Genomic DNA, 18,029 nt, shown 5'->3' with positions numbered 1-18,029 from the left:
GGAACCGCTTGTTTGGGAGCCGCACGCTACACCGTAACAACGGCGATGCCGCGGCCTTCCAACTGCTCTATCGTCTCCGCAGGCATCCGTCTGTCGGTAATGATCATATCGACCTCCGACAGATCGGCGACATGAGTAAACGCCTGTACGCCAAACTTACTGGAGTCGGCGAGCAGAATGACCTCGTCCGCCATGCCGATCATCCGCTCCTTGATCCGGGCCTGCAGCTCGTTGGACTCGCTGATGCCGCGCTCCAGATGCACTCCCTTGCAAGAGAGAAACACTTTATCCACATGGTACGCATCCAAGGAGCGCTCCGCCAAGGGACCTACGAACGACAAGGAACGCTGGGCGAGAATGCCGCCCGTGGAGATGACCTGGATCTTCTCCTTGTTGCTAAGCTCCGTCGCGACTTTAATCGAATTGGTCAGCACGGTCAGGTCGATGTCGGGCACGTCGGCCGCCATATACCAAGCGGTCGAGCTGGCGTCCAGCAAAATGCGGTCGTTCGGCGAGATGCGCTTGATCGCCTCCAAGGCGATCCGCTTCTTCTCGTCCGCGTTCGTAATTTCGCGCACGGCATAAGGAATTTCCGGATGCAGCGCGGTCGTCTCCTTGACGCTGACCGCGCCTCCGTGAGAGCGGCGCAGCCGCCCCGCTCGTTCGAGCCGGTCCAGATCGCGGCGAATCGTCTCCTCCGTTACCTGGCACAGCTCGCTCAGCTCGGATACCCGGATGCTTCCTCTTTCGTTGACCAAGCCTACAATTTTCTCATATCGCTCCGCAACCAGCATGTGTACCCTCTTTTCGCAACCGAATTTAGTCCGACCGGAGCTGCGACGAATTTAACGGTACTTTATTCGTCGCAGTCTCCAAGCCCCGTTAGCGTCCGGAAGCGCTTGTATGCGCCAACCCATAGCTCCGAATCGCTTGGCTCGTACGTTTCCACAGGGAACGACTCGCGTATCGCCTTGCGGGCTTCCCAAATGTCGGCGAAAGCGCCTTGAGCGATCCATTGAACGGCAAGATTCCCGATTGCGCTTCCTTCGGAAGGTCCGGCCCATACCGGCTTACCGATCGCATTCGCCGTCCATTGGCAGAGCAGCGTATTCTGAATGCCGCCTCCGACCATGTGCAGACCGCCGAAGCTTTGTCCGGACAACCGTTCCGTCATTTCGAACACGTAGCGATATTTTAACGCCAAGCTCTCCAGGATGCAACGTACGATTTCGCCTACGCCGTCCGGCTCCGCTTGACTCGTCCGCCGGCAATATTCCGCGATTCTCTCCGGCATATCCCCGGGAGGCAGAAACAGGTCGTCGTCCGGATCGATGAACGTCGCCAGCGGCTTCGCGTTCGAAGCGAGCTGCACAAGCTCCGGGAACGAATAGGATCGGCCTTCTCGCTCCCACTCTCTCCGGCACTCCTGCAAAATCCACAGACCCATAATATTTTTCAGCAGCCGGAACGTATTGCCGAAACCGCCTTCGTTCGTGAAGTTGAGCTTCTGCGCCAGCTCGTGCAGCACGGGCTTGTCGACTTCCGTGCCCATCAGCGACCACGTTCCGCAGCTTAAGTAAGCGAACGACTTCTCCGTTGCCGGAACGGCCGCAACCGCCGAGCCCGTATCGTGTTCAGCTACCGCATACACGGGAATTGAAGCGACGCCCAGTTCCTCGCATACCGACGGCTGAAGCCGGCCCGCAAGCTCCCCTGGTTTAAGCACGTTGCCGAACCAGCTCCGCGGCAAGTCGAGCAATCTCAGAAGCTCGGGATCCCAATCGTCCGTTACCGGATTGTACAGCTGCGTCGTCGTCGCGTTCGTGAACTCGTTGTGCATTTCCCCCGTAAGGAAATAGCGCAGCAGGTCCGGAATCATCAGCAGCCGGCTTCCTTCCTGAAGCACCGGAGATTTGGCCTGTTTCAGCGCGTAGAGCTGATAGATCGTATTAAAAGGAAGGAACTGAATACCCGTCCGAGCGAAAATAACCCCAGCCGGAATTTCGGCCATCACTCGTTCCATCGCTTCTTCCGTATGACGGTCGCGATAATGGTACGGGTTGCCGGCCAGTTCGCCGTTTTTGCCGATAAAGCCGAAGTCGACCGCCCAGGAGTCGATGCCCATGCTCTGCAGGTCGATGCCCCGATGCTTGGCCTTCAGCAAGCCTTGCTTGATTTCGTGATAGAGCCGCAAAATGTCCCAATACAGGCGGTCGCCCGCCTGTACCGGATCATTGGGGAAGCGATGCAGCTCCTCGACCTCGATCTTGCCGTCCGTCAGTCGTCCGAGCAGCGCTCTGCCGCTGCTCGCGCCCAGATCGAACGCGAGTATGCTCGACATCTCTCATCATCCTCGGTTAATTAATTGGCGCGCTTCAGCAGCACGTCTTGCTCGTACGCCTTCACTTCGCCCAGCCAGTCTTCGCGAACAGGCACGCCGTTCTTCTCGCAGTAATAATCCCATACCGCGCCGAACGGATACGACTTGAACTCTTCCGTCAGGGCCAGACGCGTCGTATAGTCGCCATCGAGCTCCGCTTTCTTGAGCGCTTCGATCGGATCAAGCATGGCGCGAAGCAGCGATTTGATCGTGTTGCGCGTGCCGATCACCCAAGCCGCCACACGGTTGATGCTGGCGTCGAAGAAGTCGAGACCGATATGCGTCTTGCCCAGCAAGTCGCCGCGCACAAGCTCGCGACCGATGTCGATCAATTCGTCGTCGAGCGTAACGACGTGGTCGCTGTCCCAACGCATTGGGCGGCTCACGTGCAGCAGAATGCCGTCCGCGAACAACGACAGCGAGCTCAGCTTGTTCGAGATCACTTCCGTCGGATGGAAATGGCCGGCGTCGAGACAGATCAGCTTATTGTTGCGCAGCCCGTAGCCCATATAGAACTCGTGGGAACCGACGACGTAAGCTTCCGATCCGAGACCGAACAGCTTGCTCTCGACGGCATCGAGATGGTGCGCCGGGTTCAGTTCTTCCGCGAACACTTCGTCCAGGGCGTCCTTCAAGCGCTGTCTAGGCGCCAAGCGATCTGCGGGAACGTCCTTATAGCCATCCGGAACCCACACGTTCGTGACGCAAGTCTGACCGAGCTGCTCTCCGAAGTAAGCGCCAATCTTGCGCGATGCTTTGCAGTGATCGATCCAGAAGCGGCGGATTTCCGGGTCCGGATGGCTCAGCGTAAAGCCGTCGCTGGACTTCTCGTGGGAGAAGCAGGTCGGGTTGAAGTCCATACCCAGCCCTTGCTCCTTGGCCCAATCGACCCATTTCTGAAAATGCTTTGGTTCGAGCTGATCCAGCTCAACCTTCTCGTCGGTGTCGGCGTAGATCGCATGGAGATTTACTTTGTGCTTGCCCGGAATCAAGGAGAAAGCTTTCTCCAGATCCGCGCGAAGCTCCTCGGGCGTTCTTGCCGCTCCGGGATAGTTGCCCGTAACGGAGATGCCGCCGGTCAAATCCTGATCCTTGTTCAGGAAACCTCTGACGTCGTCTCCCTGCCAGCAGTGCATCGAAATTTTTATTTGAGCCAGCTTCTCCAGAACCTGATCGACGTCGATGCCGTGCTTGGCGTACAGCTGTTTGGCCGCTTCGTAATTGTTAACGGTGGATTGTTGCATGCGCGTTCCTCCTCGGGCTTCGGTTTTATTTTAAAGGATAAGCAATGACGGACATGAGGGCATTCTCGGCTTGCGTCGAATCGAGCCGGCTGTACTGAACGATGATCGGGATATCGCTTACAACCTCCATCGCGTAAGGAACGCCGACCGGAATCGGCGTCCCTTCCTTGTTCAGCGAGCTCGTTCGAATATGCTTGGTTCTCCTGGCTCCGACGACGACCATGATGTCCTCCAACGGCTCGCGATCCTCGAAGAAAACCGTGATTTTGAGCAAGGCGTCCTCAGACGCCGTGTTGAGCACGCAGATGGATTCGTGGCTTGTCAGCTGCCCGGAGCTGATCTCGGGAATATAAGCGTCCGGAATGTACCAGACCTTCTCCCCTTGCGCCCTATGCATAGGAACGATCCCCTTCCGATGATTATCGAGTGAACGCTGCGGGAACGCCGCCGTCGATCGTCAGCATGCAGCCCGTCGTTTTGGCGGACTTGGACGATGCGAAGAATGCGATGCCTTCCGCGATGTCTCTCGGATAAATATTAACAAGCAGTGTCGTGCGCTTGCGGTAGTATTCTTCCAACTGATCCGGTTCGATGCCGTAAGCGGCGGCGCGCTCGTTGCGCCAGCTGCCGTTCCAGATCGCCGACCCTTGCAGAATCGCATCCGGCAAAATCGTGTTGACGCGAATGCCGAACTCTCCGCCCTCGGCCGCGATGCAGCGCGCCAGATGCGCTTCCAGCGCCTTGACGGAGCTGTAGGCGGTAGCGTTCTTGCCGGCGTATACCGAGTTTTTGGATCCGATGAATACCATGTTGCCGCCGATGCCTTGCGTCTTCATCAATTTGAAAGCTTCGCGGGCAACGAGGAAATATCCCGTACCGAGCACGTTCATGTTCAGGTTCCATTCCTTCAGCGACGTTTCGTCGAACGGGCTGGAGGTAGCCAAGCCTGCGTTGTTGACGATAATGTCCACGCCGCCGTAAGCAAGCGCCGTCGCGTCGTAAGCCGCTTGCACCAGTTCCTCGCTCGTTACGTCGACTTTAACGGCCAGCGCGCGATTTTCTCCCCACTTGGCGTTGATCTCGTCGGCAACCTTCTGCGCGCCTTCGAGGTTCAGGTCGGCCAACACGACGTGCGCGCCTTCCGATACGAGACGGCGTGCCGTTTCGCTGCCGATACCGCCTGCGCCGCCCGTGATGAACGCGACTTGACGGGAGAACTCGGCTTCCGGCGGAGCCAGCGACAGCTTGTAAAGCTCCAGTGGCCAGTACTCGACGTTGTAGGACTCGTTCTCGGACAGCGAGACGAAGTTGCCGAGCGCCGTCGCGCCTCTCATAACCGCGATCGCGCGGTGGTACAGCGCGCCGCTCACTTGCGACATCGCCCAGCTCTTGCCGGTGTTGATCATGCCCACGCCAGGGATCAGAATAACGCGAGGTGCGGCTTCGAACATGACGTCGCCTTCGTTTTTGTTGCGCTCGAAATAGGCGGTGTACTGCTCCTTGTATGCGGCAACGCCTTCCTTCAGCTTGACGATCAGGCCGTCGATGTCGTTCGCGTCGGGCGTCCAGTCGATAAACAACGGCACAACCTTCGTGTGGACGAGGTGATCCGGGCAGGCTGCGCCCACTTGGGACAGCTTGGCGGAATCTTGGCCGGAGACGAATTGCAGCACGTCGTCGGCATCGTCGAAGCTCAGAATCATCTTCTTAGCGTCGCTGACCGCGCCGCGGATCGTCGGCATCACTTTAGCCGCGATATTTTGACGAACTTCGGCAGGAAGCGTCTCGTATTTCGCGCCGCCGAATGTTTTTGCTTCGTCGATGCGGGCTTCGATGAACGCTTCCGCTTCGGAGATAATTTTGATCGTCTGTGCGTAGCAAGCCTCGGACGTCTCGCCCCAAGTAACGAGGCCGTGTTTCTCCATCAGCACGAGCTCGGCTTTCGGGTTGTTCAGCACGCCTTCCGCGATCATCTTCGACAGCGTGAAGCCCGGGCGAATGTAAGGAACCCAGACGAAGCGGTCGCCGAAAATTTCCTTCGCCAGCTCTTTGCCGTTATCGGCGCAGCAAAGGCTGATAATCGAATCCGGATGCGTGTGATCCACATGCTTAAATGGCAGGAAAGCATGCAGCAGCGTCTCGATCGAGGCGCGCGGATGCTTCGAATCGATCATGCAGTTCGCCAAGTAAGCGACCATGTCCTCGTCGGACATTTCCGGCTTTTCGAACAGCGGACGGATGTCGTCCATACGCAGGCCAGTGAAATTGCCCGCTTTCATCGTCGCCAGATCGGAGCCGCTGCCTTTGACGTACATCACTTCGACGTCGCGGCCGCGGAAGTCCTTCTCGATCGTTTTCGAAGATGTATTGCCGCCGCCGTAGTTGCAGACGCGGCGATCCGTGCCGATGATGTTGGAACGATAAACGAGCTGGTCCAGACCGGACTGCAGCTCGTCCGCTTTCGATGATTGCCACAAGCTTTGTACCATGGGATTACCTCCGGATGTTGTTTTTGTTTGGTTTTGAAATCATTCTATCACACCCGTTTGTTTTTGAATACTTTAAAATCAAACACAAACAAAAATAAATAGTGGTAGGCTCGGCCGCTTGTCCCCCTCTTACGGTCTGGCAGACCGTTGCGCACGCAAATCCGGCCTCCCGCCCCCCCTCTTACGGTCTCGCAGACCGTTGCGCACGCAAATCCGGCCTCCCGCTACCCCTCTTACGGTCTGGCAGACCGTTACGCAGGCAAATCCGGCCTTCCGCACTCCTCTTACGGTCTCGCAGACCGTTACGCACGCAAATCCGGCCTCCCGCACCCCTCTTACGGTCTCGCAGACCGTTACGCACGCAAATCCGGCCTTCCGCACCCCTCTTACGGTCTCGCAGGTGGTTACGCGGGCATATCCGACCGTTTGGCCAAAGAAAAAAAGCATCCTAGTCGATTAACGATCAGGATGCTTTGGCTCACGCTCAAGATTGAATAAACTTTTTGTTAGGCAAGTAGTGCAAAGCCTTAATAAAACGAATCGTTCGCGTCTTCGCGCGCATCACGATCGAATGTGTCTCCGCCCGCTCGTCCGGCAAGTAGCGTACGCCGCCGAGGAACTCGCCCGGAGTAACGCCGGTCGCCGCGAAAATGACGTCCTCCGTGCCAACCATGTCCTCCATCGTCAGCACCTTGTACGGGTCATCGATGCCCATCTGCACGCAGCGCGAATACTCGTTGGCGTCGGATGGCATAAGACGCCCTTGAATTTCGCCGCCCAGACATTTCAGCGCCGCGGCGGCAAGCACCCCTTCCGGCGCTCCGCCGGACCCGACGTACAGATCGATGCCTGCCTCGGGAAATGCCGGAGCCATCGCTCCGGCAACATCCCCATCGGTCAGGAACTTAATCCGGACGCCGACCTTGCGCAGCGTCTTGATCGTCGATTCGTGACGAACGCGATCCAATATCATAACGGTCAGCTCGGAGACGTTCCTGTTCAGCGCCTCAGCCGCCTTCTTAAGCGTCAGTTCCAGCGGGTCCGTCAGTCTCAGCTTGCCGACAAGCTGCGGGCCGACCGCAAGTTTCTCCATATACATATCGGGCGCATGCAGCAGATTGCCCTTATTCGCAATCGCAATAACGGACATCGCATTATTCAGCCCTTTGGCCACGATCTCCGTTCCTTCGAGCGGGTCGACGGCTACGTCCACCTCAGGCCCGTTCATGCTGCCCACCTGTTCTCCGATATAGAGCATCGGCGCCTCGTCCATTTCCCCTTCTCCGATGACGACCGTGCCGCTGACCGAGATCGAATCGAACATCGCCCTCATCGCCGAAGTCGCCGCCCCGTCCGCATTAATTTTGTCTCCTCGTCCCATCCACGGCGCGGAGGCCAGCGCGGCCAATTCCGTTACCCTAACGATCTCAAGCGCCAATTCCCTCTCCATGATGACCCCTCCACATCAATATCACTCGCATTTAATATATATCATATTATTATATATGACACCATATATACAAGACTGTTTTTCGATTTAGTGTGTCACAATTAAAAAAAACCGCATAAAGCTTTATTTATCACAAGGAGTATATTGACGATTATTCTGTCCCGCGCTGGGACCGATGCCCTCTTTTCTGCCTAAGCCAATTCGGGTTTTTCGCCTTATTTTTATAATCAAATAGTCCCTTCCATGTTGTAAGCAGCAGAAATATTTAATATGATTGTTGGAGTTATTTCCAGCCCATGTTAACTTCGTAATCCCCAATACATCGAATTAGGAGCGTGAAAGCATGAAAAAGAAACTGCTCGCAGGAGTCATCGGCTTGTCCATGCTGGCCAGTATGGGAGCAGGCGCCTATGCTGCATCCAATCTACAAGAGATTAAAGCTTACTTGAACAGCGGACTTAAATTCAAAGTGGACGGAGTGCCGGTTCAACTAAGAGACGGCAACGGCAGCACCGTACTCCCGATTACTTACAAAGGAACGACTTATTTACCCGTTCGGGCCGTGTCCGATACACTTGGCGTTGCTGTAAACTACGATGCGAAAGCCGGTACGGTGCACCTAGGCGAGAGATCCGAGGGCGTAGCGATTTTGGACGGCTTCGAAGATATGTACCAGACGAAGGATCCGTCCAAAACGTCCTACAACGGCAAAGACTATAAGGAAGTCTATTTGAATAACGCTACAGGCTCGCGCTCCGGCTCTTTCATGCTGTACCCGAAGAAGAAGTATCAGAAGCTCTATCTTCAGGTCGCCGCTGTCGGTAAAGATATTGAAGAACTGAAGATTCAGGAGAGCGGGTCTTTGAAGGAGCTGCTGCAAACCTCGGTAACGATGGATGAAGGGTTGAAAACGATCGAAGTGGATATCGGCGGAATCGAGGCCTTGTACATCAATGCGGACTTAGTCGACGGCGGAGCGATGTTCGTTCCCCTTATTGCGTCCTATTATAAGTAAACTAAAATAGGAGAACCCCTCTCTTGGCTCCCCAGGTTTGACGAGAAGAGGCTATCCCACAAGTAAGGTCGTGCAAGATAATCGATCAAGAAAAAAGTGCATATATCTCCTGGAGACTGCCTCATACGGTCCTGAAATCACCTCTTAACGGGTTTACCCATTCAGATTTCAGGATCGTATAGCATCGGAAGGAGATATATGCACGATAACATTCTCTATCGATTATCTTTTTGTACGACTTTTTTTACTTGTGGGACAGCCTCTTCGTTTTGTTGCTAGCTGGTACATAACGAATCGAGCTGCCGTCATAGGCGAAGGTTACGTTACAGCAGTCGAAGACCTACAAAGACCTGCAAAGCTTTGCCCCTTACTCCCGGAGCACCAGCTTTAACCGAATAATCTCGCTGCGGCTGCCCAGACGAATCGGCGGTCCCCAGGAGCCGAAACCGGACGAGACAACAACGTGCATGGCGTCTTTGCGCATATAGCCCCAATCCAGCTCGAACAGCCGCCTCGTAAACAGATGGTTCGGCCAAAACTGTCCCCTGTGCGTATGGCCGCTAAGCAGCACGTCCGCCCCCGCCTCCGCCGCTTTGGCGAATTGCGTCGGCTGATGGTCCATCAGCACCACCGGCTTGCGCAGATCCGCAGTCTGCAGCAGCTCGCGAACGGCAAGCCTGCCGTCCGGCCCCGACGCCTCCACGGTTTTATCCTTGCGACCGGCGACATACAGCTTGCCGTCGATTTCCACCGTTTCGTCCTGCAGCACGCGTATGCCGAGCGACTTCATTTCCTCCGCGTAACGGTCGATATGCCCGCCATAATATTCATGGTTCCCCAGCACCGCATAGACGCCGTGCTTCGCTTGCAGCCGCCCCAGAACCTCGCCCATCCGGTTGCGCAGATAGGGCTCGATCGAATCGTCGATCACGTCGCCCGGAAGCAGAATCAGATCGGGCTCCATCGCGTTCATACGCTCGACGAGACGATGCAGATGCTTGCGCCCGACCAAGTTGCCCAGATGAATGTCCGATGCGACCGCAATCGTCCACTCTGTTGGCCCCCCGTCCGCAAACTTGTCAATCTGAAGCTCATGCGAACGGATAACGGGACTCCACGCGTTCCGCGAGCCGACAAGCAGCAGCACAGCGATCAGGCCCAGTACGACGCTTCCCGAGACGACGATATAGCCGTCGGACACTCCCGTCGTCAGCCACAGAGCTAGCCGCACCGCATCTGCAAGAAGAAAGAGCAGCAGTCCGATTTCCATGACGAAAATATAAATGGAACCCGCTACCTTCAGCAATCGACCGATCGGCCTTAATGGACCGGGGAGCGGGATTCTTCCCAGCACAAATCCGTAGGCGATCAGCGCGAACGGAATCCAAAACCCATAGGGAGAATAGCCGAGGCCCACCGCCGCCGACCATTCCGTAATATGCCATCCGATGTAGAAGTTAATAGCCGCATACACGGTAAGCAGCAATGAAACGAGGACGATAAACCGAGGTTGAACTTTCATCTGAAATGGGCTCCCTACCTTTACTATCAATTTATGAGAAAAATTATATCATAGAAGAAGCCCTGAACCGAAACGGCTCAAGGCTTCTCTCCTTATCGGCGAATCATCCTCGGTCCCCCAGCAGGCAGCAGGGAAGGTCCAGCAGCACCGCTCTGGACCACCGCTCGACTTCCTGGCGGATCGGAGGGCTCTGACAGGCTTGGAGCTCGCGGCGCTGCCGCAGCATCGCCCTGGTTCTGAACAGCACGGACTTGACCGTCGGCACCGTAACGTCCATCGTGTCGGCCACTTCCTGCAGCGTATAGCCAAAGTAACGGGCAAGCAGCCACATTTCGATACTGCGCTGGGAAAATCGCTCGGCCAACCATTCCAGCGAGCCGCGAATTTCGGCGTAATCGCTGTCCGTATAGACAGGCTCGGGCATTTCCAGCAAAGCGGTGCGTTTGCGCCGACGTTTGCGGCATTCGTCGATCCACAGGTTGCGGGCGATGCGGAAAACGAAAGCTTTCATATTCGCCTCCGGCTCAACCTTGACGAAGTAGACGAACGCTTTAAGCAGCGTATCCTGCAGCAAATCCTCCGCATCCCACTTCGAGCCCGCCAAGTAGCTGCAGTACTTTTCCAGCTCAAGCATGTGGGGATTTACCCAAGCTTCGTACGCCGATGAAGCATCCATTCGCTCACTTCCCTTCCCGGCATGGACGAACGCTCCGCTCACCGTTCTACAGTCTGCCCCTCTGCCAGTCCATGCTGACCGCTCACGACGATGGAATCGCCTAAGGCAACCCCGCTGAGCACCTCCTGATAAGCTCCGTTCACCCGGCCGAGCTCGACTTTTCGCTTGCTTGCTTTATTCCCGTCCAGAACGAACACGAATGCGTCGGTTCCTTCCTTCAAAATGCTAAGCGCCGGAACGGCGACGACGTTTTCTTCCTCCTGCGTCGTGAGTTGAATGCGTACCCGCGAAGCCGGTTTTAGCGCTCCGTCGGCGTTGTCCGCCTCAAGCTCAAGCGCGTACAGCTTCGTGCTCGCATCGGGTACTCCGGCCATATATACGACTTTCGCTTTCTTCGGTTTGCCGTCTCCGTCCGAGTCGATGTAAATTAGCTCCTTCTTGTTGCCGACGAGCTTGACCGCGGATTGCGTCAATTGCGCCTTGATTTTCACTTTATCGGTATTTTGGACGATGCCGAATGTGCCGCCTTGCTGCACGCTCATCCCGACATCCGCGCTGACATCCGTCAGCACGCCATTCGCGGGAGCGACGATTTGGCCGCCGTTCCATGCCTTCTCCGCTTGCTCCAGCGCCAGTCTTGACGTTTCGACGTTGGCTTCCAGCGAAGCAAGAGTCTTGCCGGAGTTTAACGTATTCAGCTGCTGCATCGTTGCCTGAAGAGAACGCTTCGTTTTTTCGATCTCGATCTCCGGGCTGCCTTGAGCCGTCTGCTCCTTCAATACCTGTTCAAGATCCTTGATCGTATTCGTAAGCGTAATCCGAGAAGATACAATTTCCGCTTTTGTTTTCTCCAGCATCGCTTCGTCGGCAATCAATCTAGCTTGGGCGCTCCCCCGCTCCAGCTTCCCGCTCTTGCTCTCAAACTCGGCAATCACGTCTCCCGCCTTCACGAGTTCACCGTTGCGTTTCACCAGCTTTAACAGCTTGCCGCCGGCTTCGGCCACGATGTCCGTCTTCGTGGATGCGTTCACCTCGGCGATTTGTTCGCGCGGCTCGCCCATGCTCTGCTTAACCGCTTCCTCTACTTTAATCGTCGCTTTCACATCCGTGTCGGTTTCGGCAGCCGGAGTCGGGGCCGCCGAGCATCCCGCGATATAAGCTGCGCAAATAAAGACAATCGAGATTCGCATCGCTTTTTGATAAACGGTTATTTTGGAACCTTGTGCATTCATGTTCAGTCGCTCCCTTAATGCGATTTATACGTTGAGTTCTTGTCCGGGCGATACTTTTCCTTTGCGGTTAAACAGACGGCTCATGCGCGCCTTGAACGATTCAATCATCTCGTACACGATCGGCACGACGACCAGCGTCAGAATCGTAGATGTGATCAGTCCGCCGATGACGACAACGGCAAGCGACTTGGAGATCAATAGTCCCTTGGTTAAACCTAGCGTTAACGGAACCATGGCCGCGATGGTCGCTCCTGCCGTCATAATAATTGGACGCAACCGTACTTTGCCGGCTTCAATGAGAGCGGGCCGCACCATATAGCCTTCTTTACGCAGCTGTTGGGCGCGGTCCAGCAACACGATCGCATTCGTGACGACGATGCCGATCAGCATAAGAAATCCGATCATCGACGTCATATTGAGCGATTCCCCGGCTACAACCAGTCCCAGCAAGCCCCCGATGACCGCTAAAGGCAAGGAGAACAGAATCGCGAACGGAGTGCCCGCGTTGCCGAAGCAGAGAACCATGATCAGATAGACGATCGCAACGGCAACGCCCATGGCGACGAACATCTGACTAAAGCCCTCCATCATATCGATGTTCGTACCGCGAATCGTATTCGTTACCCCCGACGGAAATTCGACTTCCTGGATCGCGCTCAACACCGCGTTCGTTACTGTAGCTTTGTCTGCCGAATCGATCTTGGCCGTCAGCGACACCATCAGCTTCTGGCTTTCCCGTTGGAAGGCTGTCGGAGAATCCACTTCCTCGAGATGGGCGACTTCGTTCAAATACACGACGCTGCCGTTTGCCGTCCGAATCGGCATTTGCCCTAGCTGCTGCAGCGAGTTTTTATCTTGGGGCGCAAGCTCGACTGCCGCCTGATATAACGTGTTGTCCAAGCGAACGTCGCCGAGCGGGGACCTGCCGATCCATTCGGCCGTCAAGCCTTGAATTCTCGGGACATCCAATCCGAATTGACGCGCCTTGTTCGGATCGACCGTAATTTGTACTTCCTTCTTCCCGTCTCCCAAGTTGTCCTTGATTTCTTTAAGCTCGGAAAATGGTTTCATTTTGCCTTTGATTTGCTCTGCGACCTGTGCCAGCGTTTTCTGGTCGTCTCCGAAAATGACATACGTAAAATCGGGACCCGACGGTCCGCTGCTGCCCTCCGAGAATGAACCGGGCATGACTTCCGTACCTTTCGGGAGTTGGGCCAGAATAAGCTTTTGATAGCGATCCTGGACGGCTTTCGTATCCGCGTCGGCATCGACTTCCGTAATGATCTGCAAATAACTCGGCACGCGTTCCTTAGCGTCGCCCGCATATCCGACGAGCGCCTCCACGAATGTAAATTGCGGTCCGCCGCTCTCATTCTTTGCGTCCTTCAGCAGCGCTTCGATCTGCCTCGCCTGAAGATCGGTGCTGGCGAACGTCGTGTCGTTCGGCAACTGGATCGAATAGTTCATTTGCTTCGGCGGCGGCGAATACGGCAGGAGTCCCATCGGCAGGAATGGAATCGTGCCCACGATTGTTACGATTAGCAAAAATCCCGAAAGCAGAAGCGTGACAACTTTGTGCTTTAAGCTCCATACGAGCGTCTTTTCATACCAACGCTCCATTTTGCCCCCATCGTGCTCCTTGGCGTCCGTCGACTTGACGTTGTTCAGCACCATGAGCTTGGCCAACATCGGAATGACCGTTAACGAGACGAGCAGCGATGCGAGCAACGCGATCGACACCGTTATCGCGAACGGACGGAACAAGGCGCCGATAAAGCCCGTAACGAGCCCGATCGGTAGAAACACGCCGACCGTGACCAAGGTGGACGAACTGATCGCCATGGCCACCTGCTTCACCGCGAGAATAATCACCGACTCGTTTCTCTTCTGGGCCTTTTGCAAATTTGCGTATATGCTTTCGATAACGACGATGCTGTCGTCTACGACCCGGCCAACGGCGATGAACATGCCGCCAAGCGACATAATGTTCAATGTAATGTTCATGTACTTCATCATAACTAGAGTCAAGAGAATCGATAACGGAATGGACACGACGACGATCAGCGTCATTCTCAGGTTGCGCAAGAAGAACAAGATCATCAGGGCGGCCAGAACGATGCCCATTACCCCTTCCTTGACCAGTCCTTTGATCGAGCCTTTGACTTCGCTGGCGCTGTCGTACAGCGTCTTGAACGTCACTTCCGGATTCGTCTGTTCCCACCCGCGAATCAAAGCTTGAACGGCATCGGAAAACTGGACGGCGTTCGTATCGGCCGTCTTATACAGATGGATGCCGATTGCGGGCTTATCGTCCAGACGGGCGATAAAGTTGGACTCGTTCACCGCCTCGATCTTCGAGATGTCCTTGAGCTGTACCGTAGTGCCCGTAGCCGTGGCGATTTCCAGGTTTTTCAGCTCGTACAGGCTGTTCAGCTTTCCCGTTACGCGGGTCATCTGAGTGTTGCCGTTGAATTTCACGACCCCCACCGAACCGTTCGCCACGGCGGCTTGGATCGAGGCGTTCACTTCCGAAGGACTTAATTGATAGGCGGCCAGAGCGCCCGCGTCCAACTGGATATCGAGCGAGGATTTGCGCGCTCCGATCGCATCCATATGGTCGATCCCGCCAATGGCTTCGAAACGAGGCTTCATCTCCTTCTCGAACAGCTGATCCAGCTCGGTCTGAGACATCGAATCCGTCGCGTACATCGCCATATAATACACGGGCTCCGATGACATTCCGAATGTAGAAACTTTCGGCCTGCTTGCCGATTGCGGCAGGTTTACATCCTGAACGAGACTTTCCAAATCCTGCTTCGTTTTATCGATGTCGACCTTTTCGTTGAACTGGAGAAGTATGCTCGAGAAGCTATCGCTTGAAGTCGAGGAGAGCATTCTCAGTCCGGGGACATTGGCGATTTTGTCTTCAATCGGTTTCGTCACCTGACTCATGACGTCCTGCGGCGAGGCTTGATACGTGGTGGAGATTGCGACGAACGGAAACGAAAATTCCGGCATGTTCTCTACCTTTAACGAACTGCCCGAATATGCCCCCGCCCCGAACACGATGACGATCATAATGACCATCGCCGCGACTTTGTTCATGGAAAAATCAATGATTGCCTTCAAATCGGCGACCCTCCTGCAATTTCAAATTCGACATTCTAGCGGTTTCAGGCAAAGCTTTCCTGCATCCTTGCCTCAGTTTAATACACGAATATGAATAAATTATGACGCGACAAAAAAAGCCAACGGCGAAGGAATAAGATTCCCGCGCCAATTGGCTATAGTACAGCTCGGTTAATTCTGATGTGGCAACGTCACGGTTACGGTCGTTCCGCCGTCGGGATTGCCTCCGATCGTTACGGAGCCCTTGTGCCTGGTAACGATTTTGTGGACGATGGCCAGCCCGAGGCCGTTGCCGGTTTTCATTTTATTGTGAGACTCGTCCACCTTGTAAAATCTTTCGAACACCTTGCTCCGCTCCGCGATCGGAATTCCGATCCCGGTATCCGAAATGACAACGTCAATCTGTTCGGAGTGGTGAACGATGCGGATGCCGATGCGCCCGCCTTCCGGCGTAAACTTGATCGCATTGCCGAGCAGGTTGACCCACACCTGGTTCATCTGATCCTCGTCAGCCGTAATTTTCGTCTTCGGAAGCTGAAGCTGCCACTCGATCGCTTTGTCCGCCCATTGCGGCTCGCTTGCGACGACGGCTTTGCGAAGCTGCTCGTCCAAATCGTAAAGCTGCGGCTCGAACGGATGATGCTGACTGTCCAGCGAGGCCAGCTTCAGTAAATTGTCGCTCAGGCGGGACAGACGTTCGCTTTCATTCTGGATAATGCTTAAGTAGCGGATCCTTTCCTCCTCGGACAACCCGCTCTGCTGAAGCGCCTTGGAGAAGCCGGAAATCGACGTCAGCGGAGATTGGATTTCGTGCGAGACGTTCGACACAAAATTTTGCCGCATCGTCTCCAATTGCCCGACCTGGCTGGCCATTCCGTTGATGCTCTGCGCCAGCCTTCCCAGCTCGTCCTTGCGTTTGGACCACTTCAACTGAATGTTGAATTCTCCTTTGGCCATTCGCTCCGCCGCGGCTTTCATCCCGAGAAGCGGTTTTACGATATACCGTGCGGCTACGAGAATGATTAGCCCCCCGACGAGCAGATTGATTGCGAAGGCAAATATAAGCAGCTTAGAAATGAGATTCATCGCCGTTCGCTCTGATACCTGAACGAACAACGCGTAGCTTTTTCCGCCATATTCATAGGGCAGTCCCACAAACATCTGATCCGCGGAAATATCCGCGCCGAGATGCATTTTCCCGCTCAGCACCGAACGGATCGTCTGATTGGATATGCTGTACAGCTCCTGAGGCGTATTCCCGGATCCGTCTTCCAGCAGACGAAGGGAGGAATCGTAGATTAAAATATCGTATTTGTCGTCCAACGTCCCATTACCGATCTCCTCCGCAGCCTTTTCCATCCCGTTCGACAAGTATAGCTCCTGAATCTTCTTGCTATCGTTCAGCAACTGGCTTTGTAACCTCTCCGCATATCGGTCCCCGACCGACGATATCAGCAGCAGCGTTAGAAAATAAGTGCTGATCAACCCGATGATAACCGCCGCCATGTAGGAAAGGACGACTCTGACATATAGCGACTTGATCATTCCGCAACCTCTAGCTTATAGCCGAGCCCCCGCTTCGTCTCGATGACAAAGCGACAATCCAGCTCCACGAACCGATCTCTGATCCTCTTGATATGTACGTCCACTGTGCGGTCGTCGCCTTCGAAATCCGCCCCCCATACCTGCTCGATCAGATCGTTTCTCGTAAAAATCTGTCCAGGATGGCTCGCAAGCTTGAACAGCAGATCAAATTCTCTTAGCGGCAGCGCAATCGGCGGGGAGTCAAGCTCGTCTTCTCCTCCGACAATGGCGGCATAGCGATGCTTGTCCAGCATTACGTTGCCGATCTGAACCTTCATCTGCGATTGGATGCGATAGCGCCGCAGCAGCGATTTGACGCGGGCCGCCAGCTCAAGCGGCTCGAACGGCTTGACCAAATAATCGTCCGCGCCGAGATGAAATCCTTTCAGCTTGTGGCCCGTCTCTCCTTTGGCCGTCACCATGATGACGGGCATGTCCGGATATTCGGTCTTCAGCTGCTCGCAGAGCGCCCAGCCGTCCATCTTCGGCATCATAATATCGATGATTGCCAAGTCCGCCTTCTTCTCCTCCGCCAGCTCCAGCGCCTGAACCCCGTCGGCTGCGGCAACAACCGAATACCCTTCGCGCTGCAAGTAAAAACGCATCAATTCTACGATATCCGGATCGTCGTCGACAATCAGGATGTTAACCGCCATAAATACAAGCCTCCCGTATCCGAGTTTCCTCTTTCTAATACGGGAGATTCGACAATCGGTTCCCAACCGTCAGCGCTTCGACAAAATCGCCTGCGGCCGCTCCTGCATCACGGCTCGCGACCAACGCTCGATATCAGTGCGAACGAAAGTTCGCCGCTCGATCCGCTCGCTGCGAACGCGCAGCGTTTCGCGCGTGCGATGAAGCAGCGATTTGACCGCGGAGACGGATATATCCGTCTCCAGGGCAATGTCCTGCATCGAGTAACCGAAATAATAAAACAGCAGCCAAATTTCAATATTGCGCCGAGGAAGGCGCTCAGCCAGCCATTCGAGCGTTCCTCTCACCTCGACGTAGTCGCTGTCTTCAAAGACGCCGCTCGTCTGATCAAACGCCGCGAAGCGTCTACCGCGCTGCCGCTTGCGGCAGGCGTCGATCCACAGATTTCTCGCCACGCGGATCAAGAACGGTTTAACGTCCACGTAAGGCTCCGTATGAAGGAAGAACACGAAAGCTTTCAGCAGCGTCTCTTGCAACAAATCCTCGGCATCCCACTTCGACTTCGCCAAATACATGCAGTAATTTTGCAGCTCGCGAAGATGCGGCAGCACCTTGATTTCATATTCGGAGTACGCGCCCATGCCCGTTCCCTCC

Annotated in this window: 14 protein-coding genes; 1 reads left to right on the top strand and 13 read right to left on the bottom strand. The window is 55.2% G+C overall.

Annotated elements, in window-relative coordinates:
• Window positions 1–26: 26 nt before the first annotated feature.
• From J4772_RS12540 to glpX, 6 genes are all read right to left on the bottom strand, one after another.
• Entirely contained in the window at window positions 27–794 is a 768-nt protein-coding gene (locus J4772_RS12540; RefSeq protein WP_116061159.1) for a DeoR/GlpR family DNA-binding transcription regulator, read from the bottom strand.
• A gap of 62 nt (window positions 795–856) precedes the next feature.
• Window positions 857–2,341 carry a rhamnulokinase gene (locus J4772_RS12535; protein WP_209075450.1) on the bottom strand — a complete coding sequence of 495 codons (1,485 nt, stop codon included), beginning with the start codon at window positions 2,339–2,341 and terminating at the stop codon, window positions 857–859.
• A 20-nt stretch (window positions 2,342–2,361) separates the two neighbouring features.
• A complete protein-coding gene (gene rhaA / locus J4772_RS12530; RefSeq protein ID WP_209075449.1) occupies window positions 2,362–3,624 on the bottom strand; it encodes an L-rhamnose isomerase in 1,263 nt (420 codons plus the stop codon).
• A 25-nt stretch (window positions 3,625–3,649) separates the two neighbouring features.
• The gene (locus tag J4772_RS12525; RefSeq protein ID WP_116061156.1) at window positions 3,650–4,021 is read right to left on the bottom strand and encodes a sensory rhodopsin transducer; all 372 of its coding nucleotides are present in this window, start codon (window positions 4,019–4,021) and stop codon (window positions 3,650–3,652) included.
• 22 nt (window positions 4,022–4,043) lie between these two features.
• Window positions 4,044–6,113, bottom strand: a complete 2,070-nt coding sequence (locus tag J4772_RS12520; protein ID WP_209075448.1) for a bifunctional aldolase/short-chain dehydrogenase — start codon at window positions 6,111–6,113, stop codon at window positions 4,044–4,046.
• Between the two features lie 484 nt (window positions 6,114–6,597).
• Window positions 6,598–7,563, bottom strand: a complete 966-nt coding sequence (gene glpX / locus J4772_RS12515; RefSeq protein WP_116061154.1) for a class II fructose-bisphosphatase — start codon at window positions 7,561–7,563, stop codon at window positions 6,598–6,600.
• Window positions 7,564–7,906: 343 nt separating this feature from the next.
• Between glpX and J4772_RS12510 the strand changes: the two genes are divergently transcribed.
• On the top strand, window positions 7,907–8,578 hold the full coding sequence (locus J4772_RS12510) for a stalk domain-containing protein (protein WP_209075447.1): 672 nt from the start codon (window positions 7,907–7,909) through the stop codon (window positions 8,576–8,578).
• Window positions 8,579–8,945: 367 nt separating this feature from the next.
• On the opposite strand, the gene J4772_RS12505 is transcribed toward J4772_RS12510, so the two are convergent.
• From J4772_RS12505 to J4772_RS12475, 7 genes are all read right to left on the bottom strand, one after another.
• Entirely contained in the window at window positions 8,946–10,100 is a 1,155-nt protein-coding gene (locus J4772_RS12505; protein WP_209075446.1) for a metallophosphoesterase, read from the bottom strand.
• Window positions 10,101–10,203: 103 nt separating this feature from the next.
• Window positions 10,204–10,776: an RNA polymerase sigma factor gene (locus tag J4772_RS12500; RefSeq protein ID WP_209075445.1), complete on the bottom strand. Its 573-nt coding sequence runs from the start codon at window positions 10,774–10,776 to the stop codon at window positions 10,204–10,206.
• A gap of 38 nt (window positions 10,777–10,814) precedes the next feature.
• Complete coding sequence (locus J4772_RS12495; RefSeq protein WP_209075444.1) at window positions 10,815–12,008, bottom strand: efflux RND transporter periplasmic adaptor subunit; 1,194 nt, start codon at window positions 12,006–12,008, stop codon at window positions 10,815–10,817.
• Window positions 12,009–12,032: 24 nt separating this feature from the next.
• The gene (locus tag J4772_RS12490; RefSeq protein ID WP_209075443.1) at window positions 12,033–15,137 is read right to left on the bottom strand and encodes an efflux RND transporter permease subunit; all 3,105 of its coding nucleotides are present in this window, start codon (window positions 15,135–15,137) and stop codon (window positions 12,033–12,035) included.
• Between the two features lie 171 nt (window positions 15,138–15,308).
• A complete protein-coding gene (locus tag J4772_RS12485; RefSeq protein ID WP_209075442.1) occupies window positions 15,309–16,682 on the bottom strand; it encodes a sensor histidine kinase in 1,374 nt (457 codons plus the stop codon).
• On the bottom strand, window positions 16,679–17,377 hold the full coding sequence (locus tag J4772_RS12480; protein ID WP_209075441.1) for a response regulator transcription factor: 699 nt from the start codon (window positions 17,375–17,377) through the stop codon (window positions 16,679–16,681). The genes J4772_RS12485 and J4772_RS12480 overlap by 4 nt, the downstream gene beginning before the upstream one ends.
• Window positions 17,378–17,446: 69 nt before the next feature.
• On the bottom strand, window positions 17,447–18,016 hold the full coding sequence (locus J4772_RS12475; RefSeq protein ID WP_209075440.1) for an RNA polymerase sigma factor: 570 nt from the start codon (window positions 18,014–18,016) through the stop codon (window positions 17,447–17,449).
• Window positions 18,017–18,029: the final 13 nt, after the last annotated feature.

The organism is Cohnella sp. LGH (assembly GCF_017671885.1).
GTDB classification, from domain to species: Bacteria; Bacillota; Bacilli; order Paenibacillales; family Paenibacillaceae; genus Cohnella; species Cohnella phaseoli.
Note: the sequence above shows the minus strand (reverse complement) of the source record. Positions and strands in the feature narration are given on the sequence as shown.

Bases quoted from the DNA above. Each gene is read 5' to 3' on its own strand.
- J4772_RS12540 (WP_116061159.1), bottom strand. From the start codon at position 794: ATGCTGGTTGCGGAGCGATATGAGAAAATTGTAGGCTTGGTCAACGAA.
- J4772_RS12535 (WP_209075450.1), bottom strand. From the start codon at position 2,341: ATGTCGAGCATACTCGCGTTCGATCTGGGCGCGAGCAGCGGCAGAGCG.
- rhaA (WP_209075449.1), bottom strand. From the start codon at position 3,624: ATGCAACAATCCACCGTTAACAATTACGAAGCGGCCAAACAGCTGTAC.
- J4772_RS12525 (WP_116061156.1), bottom strand. From the start codon at position 4,021: ATGCATAGGGCGCAAGGGGAGAAGGTCTGGTACATTCCGGACGCTTAT.
- J4772_RS12520 (WP_209075448.1), bottom strand. From the start codon at position 6,113: ATGGTACAAAGCTTGTGGCAATCATCGAAAGCGGACGAGCTGCAGTCC.
- glpX (WP_116061154.1), bottom strand. From the start codon at position 7,563: ATGGAGAGGGAATTGGCGCTTGAGATCGTTAGGGTAACGGAATTGGCC.
- J4772_RS12510 (WP_209075447.1), top strand. From the start codon at position 7,907: ATGAAAAAGAAACTGCTCGCAGGAGTCATCGGCTTGTCCATGCTGGCC.
- J4772_RS12505 (WP_209075446.1), bottom strand. From the start codon at position 10,100: ATGAAAGTTCAACCTCGGTTTATCGTCCTCGTTTCATTGCTGCTTACC.
- J4772_RS12500 (WP_209075445.1), bottom strand. From the start codon at position 10,776: ATGGATGCTTCATCGGCGTACGAAGCTTGGGTAAATCCCCACATGCTT.
- J4772_RS12495 (WP_209075444.1), bottom strand. From the start codon at position 12,008: ATGAATGCACAAGGTTCCAAAATAACCGTTTATCAAAAAGCGATGCGA.
- J4772_RS12485 (WP_209075442.1), bottom strand. From the start codon at position 16,682: ATGATCAAGTCGCTATATGTCAGAGTCGTCCTTTCCTACATGGCGGCG.
- J4772_RS12480 (WP_209075441.1), bottom strand. From the start codon at position 17,377: ATGGCGGTTAACATCCTGATTGTCGACGACGATCCGGATATCGTAGAA.
- J4772_RS12475 (WP_209075440.1), bottom strand. From the start codon at position 18,016: ATGGGCGCGTACTCCGAATATGAAATCAAGGTGCTGCCGCATCTTCGC.